We start from the raw sequence: 15,591 nt of genomic DNA, 5'->3' as shown, positions 1-15,591 counted from the left end.
AAACCGCAGGCCAAGCTTCCTTACCCGCCAAACAAGGCGTCACTTCACGCCGAAGATTTCCACGTCCGCAATGCGGGCGGTGCCATCTTCGCCAGGCTTGTCGATGAGGACCCTGACTTTCGTTGCCGGGACGGCAGGAAATTCGAGATCGGTGACGTTGTCCTTGTTCCCCTTGATAAGCTGGACGGTCTTCCAATCCTTCCCATCCGTGCTGACCTGCACGGCGAAGTCCTTTGTATTCTCCTTCGGGGCCATGCCATTGTCGCCGGCATGGTGGATGACGCAGCGCCTCACCTTGTAGCTGCCGCCCAGGTCAAAGCTCAGCGATTGTTTCCCCGGGACGGCAGCGCTCCACAGGGTGGTCGGGGTGCCGTCCATTGCCTGCTCCACTTTCTCGGAAGGCGCACTGCTGCTGACCTTTGCCGAAGCGGACATCGTCAGGCTGTGAGGCAGGCCATTCGCCTCATTGAAGAGATTGAAATAATGATCCGCCCGCACGAACTCCACCTTCCCGGGGAATTCCTTCTGCAGTTCCTCATTCAGCTCGATCAGATGATGCACGCGCAGCTGCCCCCAGACATCCACCTGATAGGACACGAAGTGCGGGCCCTTGCCATCCCAGCGCTTGATCTGGCGATGCAACGATCCCCCGAGATGCTCGCGGGAACTTCCATAGGGGATCTCCAGCTTGTCGAAGCGCACGCGCCCGTCCTCCACGCTGCTCGCGACGGAGGGCATGTCCTTGAAATTCTGCACGGTGGCTCCGTAGAGGTGGCGGCAATTCCGCTCATAGGCCTGGCGCAGCGCCGGTGAGGCCTCATCCCAGATCGTGATCACCCGCAAGCCGGAGCGCTGGAGATAGGTCTCCGTCAGGCGCGTGTAGCCATCCATCATCGCCGGGTCCTTCAGCGATTCCCCCACCGGAGCGCCAGGCTCATCGAGGGTGTTCGTGGGCATCATGTAGCCCATCCCGGATGGACCGGTGACGAAGCAATCCTTCAAAGTCGCAGAACCATAGTAGTAATTCATGTAGGCCGGAGCCACGTCCACCAGGCCGGGCGCAATGGTCCAATTCAGCGCGATCTTCCCCCGGTCCGCACCGATGCGATCCCAGTTCTGCCGCATGGCGTGCTGGGTGTACTGCAGGTTATCGCCATCGCTGATGAAGATGGCCACGTAGACCTTGTTCTCCAGCTCCGGCTTCTTTGGCACCGCCGGGATGCGGATCGTGTGATCCGTGCCCGCATAAGTCGTGGGACTGACGAGGAAATCCGCGGGCATCGTGCCGATGCCGAATTCCGAGGCCGTGGTGATGCCGGTGCGTTCCGTGGCGTACCAGCCGAGCGCGATCGCCTCGCCCGCCTTCATGTCCTTGAAAAACTTCCGCAGGAGATCCCGCTCTTCCGGCACGCGGGTATCCAGCCAGACGACGGCGGCGCCGGTGGCTGCCGCGATGTCGCGGGTGTGATGATAATCGCCACCGCCTCCCTCGTCATGAGGCTTCGCGCTGACGATCAGACGCTTCTCGGACTTCGGCCAATACTTCTCCAGCATGTGGCCGTAGATCTCCAGCGGCTTGGTGAACTTCAGCGCGGTGAGATCTTCCACGACCTTCAGATTCGCGCCGTTCTTGTTCAGCTCCTCGAAAATCGCGCGATTCGCCGGGACCGCATTCATCTGCGAAGCCACCGTCCCGGCGAGATTCCGGTAGTGCGGGCTCAGTGTGGAATCGTAGAGGACCACGCCATCGATCTCCTTCGCATACTTCGCGGCCAGCTCGTAGCGGCGCTCGCGCGGGTAGAGTTCGCGCTGGGAAAAGCCGCAGGTATCCGCCCAGGTAAAAGCGCCTTCCCCGGCGCGATTGTCGACGAGAAGGATGCGCGGTTGCTTCCGGTTTACCCGGCCTTGGAGGGCGGAGAAGGTGAGTTGCTCGTCCTTCGAGAGATCTTGCATGGTGATGGTATCGAGCTTTTCCGCCGGGGTGGCGAAGGTCGGAACCGCCTGCCCCTTCGGCCATGAGAGGCCCTCCGTGATATTCGTGACGTGGCTGTAGGGGCTGTAGAGGTTCTTCGGTGCCTCCGCCGCGACCGCGAGTGGCAGCGCGCCCATCCCCATCATCATCAAGCAAGCTCTCTTCGACATTTCCTTCATCTCTGATCCTTCAAAACTCTACGTCCGGGGCGGTGCTCAAATTCTCCTCGAGGACAAAAGCGGCACCATTTTCCGCGGGCGGGGCCGATACGCCCACGCAGGGCTTTTCTTTCAAACACGGTTGGCCAATGAAACCTAAATTCAGCGAAATTCTGCGGGCAAGTTCTCAGAAAGCCACTGGAGAGCCCGAGGATCTCCTTTATTCCGAATGCTCTGGAAATCAGAGCAGAGAGAACATTGGAGCCCGGCGAACCAGTTGCGCTCCCTGAGCTTTTGCCCGAAGCGGGCTTCCGTCCCTCCGATATCCCGCCCTTCAAGGATGCTGCCCAAATCAGGATCGATTACCCGGCGATCCCCCTTTCGTGCAAAAAACACCCATTTGACAGGACCCGGATGCCCCCTATTTTCGCGAAACCCCGATGGGCCAACACACCGACCTCGACCCCGCCTTCCGTTCGCATGCACCAGGCTACTGGCCCGCGGAGGCGATGACCGATTGGCATGACGCCACCTGGCAGCTCAAGAACCGCGTTTCCTCGCTGTCCGCCCTTGAAGCCCGCATCCACCTCACCGATGAGGAGAGAGCCGGAGTCCTGCTCGCCGGCAACAAGCTGGCGATGTCCATCACGCCGCATTTCTTTAATTTGATCGATCCGGACGATCCGGATTGCCCGATTCGCCGCCAGGTCATCCCACGTCTCGAAGAAGGCTGGGACGCGCCTGAAGAAATGGCGGACCCTTGTGGCGAAGATTCCCACATGCCGGTGCCGGGGCTCGTCCACCGCTATCCGGACCGGGTACTCTTCCTCGTCACAGACCGCTGTGCATCCTACTGCCGCTACTGCACCCGCTCCCGCGTGGTGTCCGGCGTGGGCGAGCAGCATTTGGAGACGCAATGGGAGGCCGCCTTCAAATACCTCGAAGAACACACCGAGGTCCGCGACGTGCTGCTTTCCGGCGGGGATCCCCTGCTCTTCTCCGATGCGAAGCTGGAGAAGATCCTCAGCCGCTTGCGCGCGATCCCGCATATCCAATTCCTGCGGATCGGCTCGCGCATTCCGATTTTCCTGCCCCAGCGGATCACTCCGGAGCTGTGCGCGATGCTGAAGAAGTATCATCCGCTCTTCATTTCCGTTCACACCAATCACCCGCGCGAGCTCACGCTGGAGGTGAAGGAAGCGCTCGGTCGCCTCGCCGATGCCGGCATCCCGCTGGGCAACCAGAGCGTGCTGCTGAAGGGAGTGAACGATTCCGTGGAAGTACAAAAGGCGCTCGTCCACAAGCTCCTGATGTGCCGCGTGCGCCCCTACTATCTCTATCAGTGCGATCTTATCCGCGGCTCCTCGCATCTCCGCACTTCGGTGTCGAAGGGTCTGGAAATCATCGAGGGCCTGCGCGGCCACACCACCGGCTACGCCATCCCGCAATTCGTCATCGATGGCCCGGGCGGCGGTGGCAAGATCCCGCTCAATCCGAATTACGTGGTCCATCGCGATCACGAGAAAACCGTGCTGCGCAACTACGAGGGCGAGATCTTCGAGTATCCGGAACCGACGCGGATCCCCAGCCAGGAAATCGCCCGTCTGAAGGACTGCGCCACCGGCACGACCTGCGGGAAGTAAGCGCGGCCTGCCATTGGCAGGGCCGGTGGAGGGCGGATGCTTGGATCCGCCTTCCATGATGTAAGTTCTTTTTCGAGGGCGCGCCCTTTCGAAGGTGCCGCGGCCTCGCGTCGGGGCAATCTCCCGGTCGGGGTCGGCCTTCCCCGGTGTCCTCGCAAACGCGAATTGGGGTTGCCCGCCGGTTGGGAACAGATCATGGGAACGGCGTTCTCGATCCGGAAGGCCATGGACAAGGAATTCGTGAAAGATCGGCTGGCCGAGCTTCTTGCCGACAGGAACTTTGTCAGCATCCGTGCCGTCTTTGCCGGCTTGGCCCCCGCCGATACCGCGGAAGTCATCGCGGAATTCGAGTCCGCCGAAAAGGTGGCCCTTTTCCGCCTACTCCCCGGCGAGTTGGCGACGGAGATCTTTGGATATTTTCCGCTGGAGGTTCAGGAAGCACTGCTCCGTGCCATGGGCGACGAAGGGGCCGCGGCCTTGCTCGAAGACATGTCTTCGGACGATCGCACCGCCTTGTTGGAGGAACTGCCCACCCCCGTGTGCGCCCGCTTGGTCGAGGCGCTGTCTCCGGAGGAGCGCGCCATCGCCCTGCGGCTGCTGGACTATCCGGAAGAAAGCATCGGCCGGCTGATGACCTCCGAATATCTTACGCTGCGCGATGAATGGACCGCGGCGGAGGTGCTCGAGCACATTCGCAAACATGGCCGCGATCGGGAAACGCTGAATGTCCTCTACGTCGTCGACTCGCATGGCAAGCTGTTGGACGATCTCCGGATCCGGGAGGTGCTGCTCTGTCCGCTGGAGACAAAGGTGCGCGATCTCCGGAATGGCGTGATGATTTCCCTGAATGCCACCGACGACCGGGAGACCGCGGTGGCGGCCTTCCGCAAGCATCACCGCACCGTGCTACCGGTCGTGGATCGCCAGGGAGGCTTGGTGGGTATCGTCACCGGCGACGACATCCTCGGCGTGGCGGAAGAAGAAGCCACCGAGGACATCCAGAAGCTCGGCGGTGTCGAGCAACTGGATGAGCCCTATCTGGACATCTCGCTCGGCAGGCTCATTCGCAAGCGGGCGGTATGGCTGGTGATCCTTTTCGTCGGCGAGATGCTCACCGCGACCGCGATGGGTCACTACGAAAACGAGATCGAGCGCGCCGCGGTTCTGGCCATCTTCGTCCCGCTCATCATTTCCAGCGGCGGCAATAGCGGCTCGCAAGCGGCATCCCTGATCATCCGCGCCATGGCGATCGGAGAAGTGGGGCTCCGCGAATGGTGGCGCGTGATGCGCCGTGAGATCCTCTGCGGTCTCGCGCTGGGTCTGATCCTTGGCGTGATCGGCGTCATCCGGATTTCGGTCTGGAGCACCTTTTCCGACATCTACGGCCCGCACTGGCCCCTGCTCGCGGCCACAGTGGGCGTGTCTCTCGTCGGAGTCGTGCTCTGGGGCAGTCTCTCGGGATCGATGTTGCCCTTCCTGCTCCGGCGTTTTGGTCTCGATCCGGCAACCTCCTCAGCGCCTTTCGTGGCGACGCTGGTGGACGTCACCGGCCTCGTAATCTACTTCGCGGCGGCGCAGGCTATCCTCCGTGGGACCCTGCTTTAATGGTTCAGACGCGAGCGCTCTTGCCGATGCCGGCGCCCCCTGAAAAGTCGGGATGCGATTTTATGAGACAGCCGCTTCGGCCATGCGGCGATGCGCTTGAAGTTTGGCGGAGGGGGTGGGATTCGAACCCACGGTTGCTTGCGCAACTTCGGTTTTCAAGACCGACGCGATAGACCACTCTGCCACCCCTCCTGAATGCTTGTTTTGAGCCACTTGCGACCCTTGACCTTCCTTCCAGGTGGTACCGGATTTATACCGCAACCAGCATCCCCGCTGAGCAACGCTATGAAACCGGAACCCCTAAATGAGAGGCCGCCGACACCCCCGGACTTTACATCCGACGACCCGGCGGCGCTTTCTACCCATGGATCACCCTCAACGGCAAGAGAACTTGGCGGAGTATTGAAACAGACAAGGCCCCGGAGGACCTTAATGAGGCACGGTGAGGTATAACCAAGAGATTACGGGGATCGCCCGAAAAACTCTTTCCCGACCACCCACTTGCCTCTTCTGACGCAGTTGGAGCGCTCAAGATCATCCCAGACAACGCCACCTCCAAAGCCGCAAAAAGAACATCTTTGAACTGTGCTGGCGCGCACCCGTGCCGATTGCGTCCAGAATGGGATGATCTCCAAAGACCTCTGGCCGGACAAGGCCCGCGCGGAAACATTCGTTGACTTCCATGGCTGGCCGGACGATCCCTCCCACTCAACAGCACGGCGACCCTCTTCCCCCAAACTTCTAACACGAGTTCCTTGGCGGCGGCCAACTGCCCAACCGCTTATGAACAAGAAAGCAGACCCATCTGGCAAACGCCATTCGTCTTACGAATCGTGCAAAATCGGTGACTGGATACTGGCGGCAGACGTTCCGGGGTGGGCCCAGGACTGGACTCATAACCTCAGCATCGCCGCACCTTGCGGCACGAGATCACTTGTCTTTAAATTGCTTCCCTACGTTGACGGCCCACCAGCGATGGTTTGGCTACGGATAGGTTGAGCCCTTTGCTGATGAACTACTACTCCCCGCGATTTTCCTACAATATGGAGGCGCGCAGGTTCGAATTTGCTGACGTATAACAGCTGAGAAACGGTGATTGAACTTCACCCGTTTCAGGCATAGGTTTTCTCACGCTTTTGCACGTCTTGTCCCTCTTCCCCTGAGCCCTTAGCAAGGCACTCCGGCGGCGGTCCATCTCTTGCCCCGCACGCCGAATGAATACAAGCGATCCAATAGGAGAACTGCGTACTGATCCCGCGTCCTGCGCTATCGGGGATTGGCTCAACGCCTCCGACGTTCCTCAGTGGGAAACCGACTACTTTCACGATCGACCATTCCTCGGAAGCGATCGTCAGGTGGGCCTGAAAATTTTCAAACTCTTCCCTTATGGGGACGGCAAGCGGCAAATTGCTTGGATCAGGATCGGCTAAAGAATAACCCGACTTACACGCTGGGATCGAAACGCCTGAAGATCCTCTCACGAAAGGACGGACTCCGCGGAGTCATCCTAAAGATGGAGGATTGTCAGGTTCGACTATCGAGGGAAATCTGTCATCGCAGAGCCCTACGTCCTTGGGCAGGCCTATCCTTCTGGTTGAAGGCCATCGACCTCGCAGCCAGCTCGTGGCGATATTTCTCCTTCTTCGAGTTGAAGAACTCCGAACGGCTGCGGCGATTGGATTTCCAATCTGATCCGAGTTTCGTGATAGCGAGCGCAAGATCGTTCTGGCGGACACCGAAGTTCGCTGAGCCCAGCAGAGCGGGCCGGTTGAACTTTCCCACTCATGGGAACCGACCCGCACCTTGTGTCATGAGAAAGAGGGCACCGGGTCCCCTGAAATTCTCTGCGCCGCGAAAGCTGCTCTTCATTGTGGGGGACAGTGGAGGGAGGAGCAGCCGACAACTTGGGTTGGCAACGCAGAGGAAACAGGGATCGATGAAGCAACCAAGTCGACACACCGGGGAGGTACGAATGTGGGGCCTTGAATGCTTTTTGGCCTGTTCGACTGCTATAGGAGATCAGGGAATAAGACGACACATTGCTCGGAAGATTTCAGGAAGCGATTGCTCGGGGGTAAGCCGAGCGCCTTTGGAATGAGAAAAAGGACGAACCGAGCATTCCGTCTTTAGGAAAACTTGTGAGGATATCCGTAGCAACTAGCGAAGCGCATCACGCTCTCCTTGCCGTGTCGGCTACTGGTTGGGAGGTTCAAGTCTTGCCGGCCACCATTGGCCAGTGAAGGGCGTTTCCGAATCATCGCCGCACTGGTAGTCCATATCTCCGTCGCTCCCGCAATACAGAGCGCCTCGATCCGCATGGACCTCGACCACCTTCCATGTGTCAAACTCGTGTTGCCTCCACCAATACCAGCCGGGACCGGGAGGATCATCCACGATAATAAGTTGGGCCACGAACTGACAATCGGCCGCTATCGGCTCAAATCAACGGTTTTCCCTCTTGGTGGCCGGGAATGGCACCGGCATCCTGCTCCCATGAAATCCCGCCTTCTCCATCGCTCGCTCACCTTTTGGTCGGGAGTCTTCGTGATGGGCTTCATTTGTTTCGCGTGGTGGGATTCCATGCGACGGGAAACAGGAGTTAGTGTTACAATCCACGGTCGGCCTCTTGGTGCTTGGAACGGGGAATCCGCCATAACTCTTTCTCGCGTCGATCAGGTAGTCAATTGGGGGAGATGGAGGCTGTCGGACTACTACCGCAGGCAATATAATGGGCGGAACTTGTTTCCGGTTCCGCAGCATTTTACCGTTCGACCCGGACCACTCGTCATTCACCGTGTGCTCATTCCCCATTGGCTGCTCCTGCTCGCCGCAGCGGTGCCTTGGTCCGGCCTGCTTCTCTGGCGTGCGAGGCGAATGGTGAGGGCAGTCGCTACGATGCAACCTTGATACATCAATCGCAACTCACCTCCATCCAGCGGATAAAACCCAAATCAACTACCACCGAGAAAGGTTTTCAAGACCGACGCGATAGACCACTCTGCCACCCCTCCTTGGAAGCCTGTGGCGAACTTTGTGCGTCCGACGGCTGCGGGCGGGTTCTAATCATGGATTGTCCGGGACGGTAAGCGAACCTCTTGTGCCATCCTTGAAGCGCTCTCACTCGGCCAGACTGACGTCGACCCGATAGAACGTGGTTCCTTCCAAGGGAGACGGGTCCGTGACCCGGAGGTTCTCCCGATCCGCGGAAGCCTCGACCGCTGGCAGAGAAGTCCACAAGACGAGATCGGCGCTTTTCTGAAGCGTGTAGCGCCGACCCGGGTTGCAGGGACCAAAGGAGATCGAGACACTGCCTTCGTTCAACGGCTCCGTGACCAGCAGGAAGCGGGCTGAAGCATCGAGGGGGTCGAGCCCCGCAAGCCACTTGAAAAGGTTCGACTGCCCGGTTCCGGAAGCATCGGCCGTCGCGATGCCGAGCGGGTTGTCCGGCCCAAACCATTGGATCTGCCAAGGATCATCGATGCCGTCCGCGGCGTATAGCCCGAAGTCATCGTCGCCGGTGTTGGTGATGAGAATTTCAGCTTGCACCGAGAACCCCGCGGCACTGAAGGAAAAGCTGGCGATGCGATCTTCGTAAACCGCTCCCGCAGCCGCATATCCTTGTGCATCGATGGCAAGAGGTCCGCTCAAGACTTGCCAATATCCCGCGGTGCCGGAACGCAGCATGGTGCCATCATCCGCGACGCCGCTCGCGGTCAACTGAAAGCCCATGAGTTCCGGGACACTCGCAGGCGGCGGATCCATGGAGATCGAGGAGATCTCGTAGAGTTGGCCGATAAAGCCCGAGCGCAGCACCGCGCTGCTTCCCGCGGAGACATCCACGGGAGAGCCGGAGATCTCACCGGTTTGCTGATAGGTCGCACTGGCCGATACCCCCCCACCCGGCCCCAGCGAGTCATGAGTCAGGGCATAGACGCCGCCTGTGCGACTCGATCCGCCAAATCCCGTCAGCGAGCTGGCGTATAAGAGGGTGAGGATACGGGAAGGCATGTGAGGGCGCATGGGAAGAGCGGCTGGCGAGATTTCACGGCACCCCGCGCCTGAATGCAGACATGATCACCTCTGCCCACAGCTTGTATCCTGGAATCGAGGGGTGAACGCCATCGCAAGGTCCCACGGTGCCTACCCCCGGCATGATCGGGTCCGTGAGGGTGCTGGAAAACTGAACCCAACCTGGCCCCGCGGTATTTGGACTCCTTCCCGTCATTGGGTAGGCCCCATTGAAGCGGCTGGAGCTACCGTCGGGATGCTTGGCATCGAGAATGGCGAGACGCGAAAGTGCAGGATCACCGAGGTATTGCATGTCACCGACATTGACGGTGACGGTAGTACCATTCGAACTCCAGCCGGTGATCGGGAGGTTCGACCAAGTATTGGTCCCCACCAGGTATTCCAAGGGACGCGGGTCATTCTCGAAAGCAGCCCAAGTATCGATCACCCCGTATCCGGCACCGCTGGCCCAAGCCATGAACTGGGCACGGTGGGCGACACGGGCATCCTCATGCAGACCATTGGGATCGACCCAGTAGGGAATGCGGATTTGGGGATTCTGCGTCAAAAAGATGATCCGGGGAATGTCACCATAAACACCGCGAATCTTCGAGACGAGGGTCTTCATCTTCGTGATGAAGCGGTTTCCTGTCTCGCGGAGACTATTGTGGGAAAGGGAGACCAGAATGATCTGCGGACTATGATTCCGGCAGTAATAGGAGTCGGGCAGGGCAAGGAAGGTATCCACGCTGGCACCTGAGTAAGCCGCATTGGTGACCCAGAGCTGAGGAGCGCCCACGAGATTCACCGGGCCTTCGTTGAAGAACCATGCGTCGAGATTCATGGGATGAACCACCGGCCCATTGATGCCAGCGCGCAGTTCCGCGGCATACACCGCGCCCACCAGTTTCGCCGTGCCGTTCGTGCCACCAAGCGAACAGCTGTTAATCGAGTTGGACAATGGCTGGATGCCGGTGGCTGCGGACGTGATGGTGCTGCCTAGAGGGGTCCAAGTCGCACCATCGAGCGAGGTATAGAAATTGAAGGCTTTCCCGCCACTGCCGTTGTCGATATCCACAGTGACCCGGGCCCAATAGGGAGTTCCATCGCTGATCCCGTTTTCACCCAGCCCAACCGATGATTGGATATTGAAAATAGCGCTGCCATCTACCGAGTAAGACAAGAGGAGCTTGCGGGAGTTGGCGGCGGATTCCTGAGCCAGGAAGAAACTTCTTCCGTTCGGCTCGGACCATTTCGAAAAAAGCGTGTTTGAGACTGCCGAAGCATTGTCGATTCTCACACGGACACGGATGTCCACGTCGCCAGAAGGCATGGGATAATCCGTCCCGTAATTGATCGGGGTAAACGTCGTGGCGGGTGGGAATTCCCACCGTCGCTCCGACCCGCCATCTGCCGTGCCGGTTTGCACGGTCACCGGTGGAGTCCAATTTGCGCCCGCGGGAATCCAGCTGGTGGTTTTAACCGTGTATTTCGGATAGAGAGCTCCAATCGACTTGGCGACGTATTGCGACCACGCGCCATTCGCATTTGTGGAGTCGCTGATGACGTGGATGGCGGCATCGCGCCGGCCCTCGCCAAGCATCGCCTTCAAGGCATTCATCCCACCTGCCATCGAGGCACCCAGAGCATCGACCCGTGCCTGAGCTGACTCCGGGGTTTCCGCGCCGATCGACTCCGCGGTGATCGCCCCCTCTGCAATGAGATCGGCGGTGATGGCTCCGGGGGCAATCCGGTCGCCCGTGATGGCACCCGGAGCGATGCGATCCGACGTCACCGCACCGGCAGCCAGCTTCGCCGTGGTGATGGATCCATCCGGCACGCCTTCCGCCATCATGGCATAGGCCACTGCGGCGAAGCGCTGATCCGGCGCCAAGCGCTCCCAGCCATGGACATTGTCATTGAACCACACCCGTAGATAAACCGGAGCATTGGCGAAGACCGAAGGCGGAATCGCCGCCATGCCTGGAATCGCAGTATCGCCCAAAGCCACCGAATAGAGTCCCTTGTTAACCTGCAAGGTGAGTGGAGAATCAGGCTCGCCATCCGCGGGAGAAAGATCCGGCGAATTCATCCAATAGGCCTGGGTTCCCCCTTCGTTCACGAGGGCGAATTTAAACTGTCCCGCCCCATCCCAGTTCACGCCTGCAGCCGTGATGCGCCCTTGGTAGTTGAGCAAATGCGGAACTTGGCCGTTCAGGGTCGAGATGAGCGCCAAGCTCAGAAGAAAGCGGTGCATGGGGAAATCGGGGGCAGTGAGGGCACCGGGTGCCTACACAAGAGTCCTCCGACTGGCAAGACAGGTAACATCTCAAGACAGCTAATCCATTCGGAAGCAATCACTTAACCCAAACATCGGCAAAATACGAGGATATGGCCCAACGGGACGAACAGCGCGGACTTTCCTTTTTTCACAGGTCAGGCAGGATGCGATTCGTGATCCCTCGCCCCATCCAGCACTCGATCACCTATTGGTCAGGCGTGGTAACGCTGCTCTTCATCTTGTTCGCCTGGGTCGCCAGCTTGCAGAAAGCTACAAGCATCAGCTTCAACACGCTGGGACGCCATCTCAGCCTGGGACACGGGGGCTCCAGCATCATCATTCTCTCCGTGGACAAGCGGCGACCCAGCCCGGTACCGATCGATCAGGAGCCGATGCTTGCGGACAGGCTTTCCACCACCATTCCGCGACCGAGCCTTGAGAGCCGTGACGATGGCAAGGAGAGGACCTTCCTCGCCATGCTTCCGCACTGGCTCACCTTCATCGTCGCGGCGGGCATTTGGATCGGGTTGCTCATCTGGCGGGAGTATCGGGTGAGGAAGATCAGCGTCGGGGATCGGCAGACACCCGGTACCGCTGCGATCGTCCACGAAGACCTTCCCTTCCAAGCGCCGAATGATCATCATGGAATCAAGTGACGCCAAAGCCGCTCTACCGCTCCCTCACTTTCTGGTCCGGCACCCTCGTAGTCGCCTTCATCTGCCTGACGTGGCTTCTATCCTGGCGATTTGATTCCGTGGCCGAATGGGGCCGCGTGCGTATCACCCAGGGATGGGGCAACGTGAGCCTGCACTTTTTCACGTCCAGCCGATCCTTCGATGGGCACCATCTCGCGATCGATGAATTCGAGATGTCGTCGCATCCCATCGAGTTCCCCAGTATCCTGCGACCGGAGGACCTTGTCCGAAAGGATGGTTACCTTCCTCCAACTTGGCCGGAGTCGAAAATCGACTCCGCGAGGACCTACCATGAATACCACTTGTTCTGGGAACTCAAGACCGGTCGACCGGTCACGGCATTCATCATCCTGATTCCTCACTGGTTCCTGCTGATCACGGCCGTCGTTCTCTGGTCCGTGCTGCTTGTTTGCCGAGCCCGCTACATCAGGCGCGCCAGCCAATCACCCGCTTCTTAAGACGATATAAATAGCAGCCCCCGGAGAATGAGGTTCACGATCAAGGAGCCCCTTACTTCGGAGGGAACTCGCCTTTCTCGAAGCGCTTGTGCTGTCGGATCAATTGCATGTCCCAAGGATCTTCCTTCAAGGCGCGTGATGAAAACTCGAGGGACTTCTGGCGGTCACCGCGTGCGAATTGGACCTCCGCCATGGTGTCGAGATAGGCGGATTGCTTCGGGCAGATCTTGAGCGCGTGCGTGGCCGCGGCTTCCGCCTCATCAAGGCGGCGGCTCGCGCGCGAGGCCAGCCAGGCGGCGGAATTCCGCGTATTCTCGCTATCGGGGAAGCGGGTCATGATATCAGCCAGCTTCTTCCAACTTTTCTCGAAGGCCTCGTCGTGCAGGGCAAGCAGGCCCTTCGTCCGCATCGGAGCGAAGAAATGGTCGGCCAGCAACAGGTCGGCAAACGGAGCATTCACGCTCTCCTTGATCACTGCCATCGCCGACTCCCGTTCGGGACCGTCCAAGCGGGAGAAAGCCCGCAGCATGTCCGGCTCCAGGCGATGCCTTGCATAAAAGGAGCCGAGCAAGTTGGAAGCTCGGGCGATCATCGCAACCTGCAGGGTACGGGCCTCCTCAAGCGCCGCGCCAAGTTTCCAGTCCTGCCGGGCCAGTGCATCATCGGAGAGCGATTCCATGATGTCGGCAAAGTTCGCATGATCGGTCGTGCACTGTTCAGCAGCCTGCAGCCACCACTTCCGCGCCCGGTCGAAATCGCCGCTTTCCGCAAAGGCATCTCCGATCTGCTTCAACGCCCGGGTTTCCCCCAAGGCCAGCAGTTCGGCTTTCTTCTCGTTCTCCAGCGCCTCGCTCTCATCCCCCGCCGCACGCAGCGCGGCCGCGATGTAGCCATAGCTGGCAGGCTCGCCGGGCATGTTTGCCTTTGCGTAAACTTCGCAAATCTTCGCTGCATCCCGCCAGCGTCCCACCGCGCCGAGAAATTTCACCTGCAGTCCTTTCAGCTCCTCGGCACCGCCCTCGAGCTTGTCCAGTTCATCCACGCAGCGAACGAAGGTTTCCGCGTCTCCCATCCGCCGCTCCTGGGGCGGAAAGCGGGGCATGCTGATGCCGGCGAGCACCCCGAGAAGACGGCGTTTTTCCGCAGCCTCCGCCTTCCCGATCGCGAGCCAAGCCTGCTCCCGGAAGCGCTGCACCTTGTCGCCTGTCTCCGGCAGGAGGCCGAAGATCTGAGCCATCAGGCCGATCTTCTCGCGAGGCTCCATGGCCGGGTCCAGATCGCCCAGCCAATGCCAGACGTCAGGCGCACGGCGGCCGGGACCAAAAAGATTGTCGATCACCTGCATCCAGCGCACCTCGTCGATGCCCGCAAATTTCGCGCTAGCATCGAGCACCGGCTCGACCACGGTGAAGCCGGAGTCATCGGCCGACAAGCGGGAGAGAGCCATGAGGAAATTCTCTTGGCTGGCTGCCGCCAGTTCCATCAGCGACGGGACAAAGGCATCCTCCAATTCCTCATTCAGGCCGCGACGCTCGAGAAAATAGCCGAGCAAGCAAAGCTCCCGCATCTCCTGGTCCTCGGTGTCCGGCTCATTGATCAGGACATCAAAGCGCTTGCGAGCCCAGCCGGCATAATCCGGCTCCTTCGGATCGATATCCAACTGCTCCAGTGCCTCATCCACCCGCTCCGCACTATCCAGATAGTAGAAGGCGGAAACCGGTTCGCGGCGCATGAGCAATTTCTCCGCCTCCACATAGTCACCGGTGAGGAACATCATCATGAGTCCTTTCGCCTGTTCCTCTTCATCGCCCGCGCGGGCCATGCCGCGGAGCTTTCGGACGAGCTCGGGATTCGGCTTCTTGCCCTCCCAATTCGCGATCGCGAATTCCCGGTAATCCGACAGCCCGGAAGCAGCCACCACCTGCGGTGGCGCGGGCGCTTGCTTCAGCCATGGCACCGGATCGCCACTAATCAGGCTCAGGCGTGCTGCCGCCACGCTCATACCGGCCTCCTCGGCCTGCGTCGCGGCCTCGGAGAGCCTGCCCGCCGTGGCGAGCAAGGCGTAGCGCCAGAGATGCGCATCCTGGCCATCGAGAGATTCCGCTTTTTTCAGCTCTTCATCGAGCGTGCCGAGCGTCCGGTGCAGGCTGGCCATCGCCATGTACTCCGGTGCCTCGGGCCGGGCCATCCGGAGGTAGCTGAAAGCGCCTTTCACATCCGAAGGCTCCATCGCCAGGCAATCGCGAGCGGCATCGATCGCAACTCCCCGCACGGATCTCTCCAGCATCGTGATGGAGTCCTGATCCTTCTCCAGCGCGTAAAGCTTCAGGATCTGGCGGAAGGCCCGCTCCTGGCGCAGTTCCTGAATCACCCGCTCCCGCTCGTCGAGCGAACCGCCGTCGTAGCGCATTACCAGATCGACGATGCGGGGAGAGCTGTCCGGGAGAATCCCGAGCTCGATCTTCCGCAGCAGTCCGCGGGCGCGGATGGCCGCCTCGGGATCCTTGCCTGCGGCAAGTTGCTGGAGCAAGGGGACCACGGCCTCTCCCATCTTCCAAAGATCACGAGTGGCCGTCTCTCGCACGGCGTAGGAATCGTCGGAAAGCTTCGGAATCAGCAGGTTGGCTTCGGCCAGCGCCTCCCCGCCCGGGACGGGTGCAGGGTTGGGTGCGACCGGCGCGGCCGGCAGCGCGCCAGCCAGAATCGCGGTCGAAAGCAGGAACCTCCCGAAACGGAACTTCATGGAGCTAGAGGGTCTGCTCTTTCAACGG

At 60.1% G+C, this 15,591-nt stretch carries 9 protein-coding genes and 1 tRNA gene; 4 read left to right on the top strand and 6 right to left on the bottom strand.

Going from position 1 to position 15,591, the window contains the following annotated elements; translation table 11 throughout:
- Positions 1 to 39 precede the first annotated feature (39 nt).
- The gene (locus HHL09_RS24810; protein ID WP_169457348.1) at positions 40 to 2,142 is read right to left on the bottom strand and encodes a discoidin domain-containing protein; all 2,103 of its coding nucleotides are present in this window, start codon (positions 2,140 to 2,142) and stop codon (positions 40 to 42) included.
- Positions 2,143 to 2,570: 428 nt separating this feature from the next.
- On the opposite strand from HHL09_RS24810, the gene HHL09_RS24805 reads away from it, so the two are divergent.
- Entirely contained in the window at positions 2,571 to 3,773 is a 1,203-nt protein-coding gene (locus HHL09_RS24805) for a KamA family radical SAM protein (RefSeq protein ID WP_169457347.1), read from the top strand.
- A gap of 195 nt (positions 3,774 to 3,968) precedes the next feature.
- Positions 3,969 to 5,378 (top strand): magnesium transporter, encoded by a 1,410-nt coding sequence (mgtE, locus tag HHL09_RS24800; protein WP_240963699.1) that lies wholly within the window; start codon positions 3,969 to 3,971, stop codon positions 5,376 to 5,378.
- A gap of 104 nt (positions 5,379 to 5,482) precedes the next feature.
- On the opposite strand, the gene HHL09_RS24795 is transcribed toward mgtE, so the two are convergent.
- The 4 genes from HHL09_RS24795 to HHL09_RS24780 form a co-directional block, all read right to left on the bottom strand.
- Positions 5,483 to 5,570: transfer RNA gene (locus HHL09_RS24795), tRNA-Ser, on the bottom strand.
- Between the two features lie 1,359 nt (positions 5,571 to 6,929).
- Positions 6,930 to 7,160 (bottom strand): hypothetical protein, encoded by a 231-nt coding sequence (locus HHL09_RS24790; RefSeq protein ID WP_169457346.1) that lies wholly within the window; start codon positions 7,158 to 7,160, stop codon positions 6,930 to 6,932.
- 1,335 nt (positions 7,161 to 8,495) lie between these two features.
- Complete coding sequence (locus tag HHL09_RS24785) at positions 8,496 to 9,386, bottom strand: hypothetical protein (protein WP_169457345.1); 891 nt, start codon at positions 9,384 to 9,386, stop codon at positions 8,496 to 8,498.
- Between the two features lie 34 nt (positions 9,387 to 9,420).
- Positions 9,421 to 11,643: an SGNH/GDSL hydrolase family protein gene (locus HHL09_RS24780; RefSeq protein ID WP_169457344.1), complete on the bottom strand. Its 2,223-nt coding sequence runs from the start codon at positions 11,641 to 11,643 to the stop codon at positions 9,421 to 9,423.
- Positions 11,644 to 11,840: 197 nt separating this feature from the next.
- Between HHL09_RS24780 and HHL09_RS24775 the strand changes: the two genes are divergently transcribed.
- Positions 11,841 to 12,323, top strand: a complete 483-nt coding sequence (locus HHL09_RS24775; protein ID WP_169457343.1) for a hypothetical protein — start codon at positions 11,841 to 11,843, stop codon at positions 12,321 to 12,323.
- A complete protein-coding gene (locus tag HHL09_RS24770) occupies positions 12,320 to 12,820 on the top strand; it encodes a hypothetical protein (protein ID WP_169457342.1) in 501 nt (166 codons plus the stop codon). The genes HHL09_RS24775 and HHL09_RS24770 overlap by 4 nt, the downstream gene beginning before the upstream one ends.
- Positions 12,821 to 12,872: 52 nt before the next feature.
- Here HHL09_RS24770 and HHL09_RS24765 read toward each other — a convergent pair whose 3' ends face one another.
- Positions 12,873 to 15,563, bottom strand: a complete 2,691-nt coding sequence (locus HHL09_RS24765) for a tetratricopeptide repeat protein (protein ID WP_169457341.1) — start codon at positions 15,561 to 15,563, stop codon at positions 12,873 to 12,875.
- Positions 15,564 to 15,591: the final 28 nt, after the last annotated feature.

This window comes from Luteolibacter luteus, assembly GCF_012913485.1.
In the GTDB taxonomy this organism is placed as follows: domain Bacteria; phylum Verrucomicrobiota; class Verrucomicrobiia; order Verrucomicrobiales; family Akkermansiaceae; genus Haloferula; species Haloferula lutea.
Note: the sequence above shows the minus strand (reverse complement) of the source record. Positions and strands in the feature narration are given on the sequence as shown.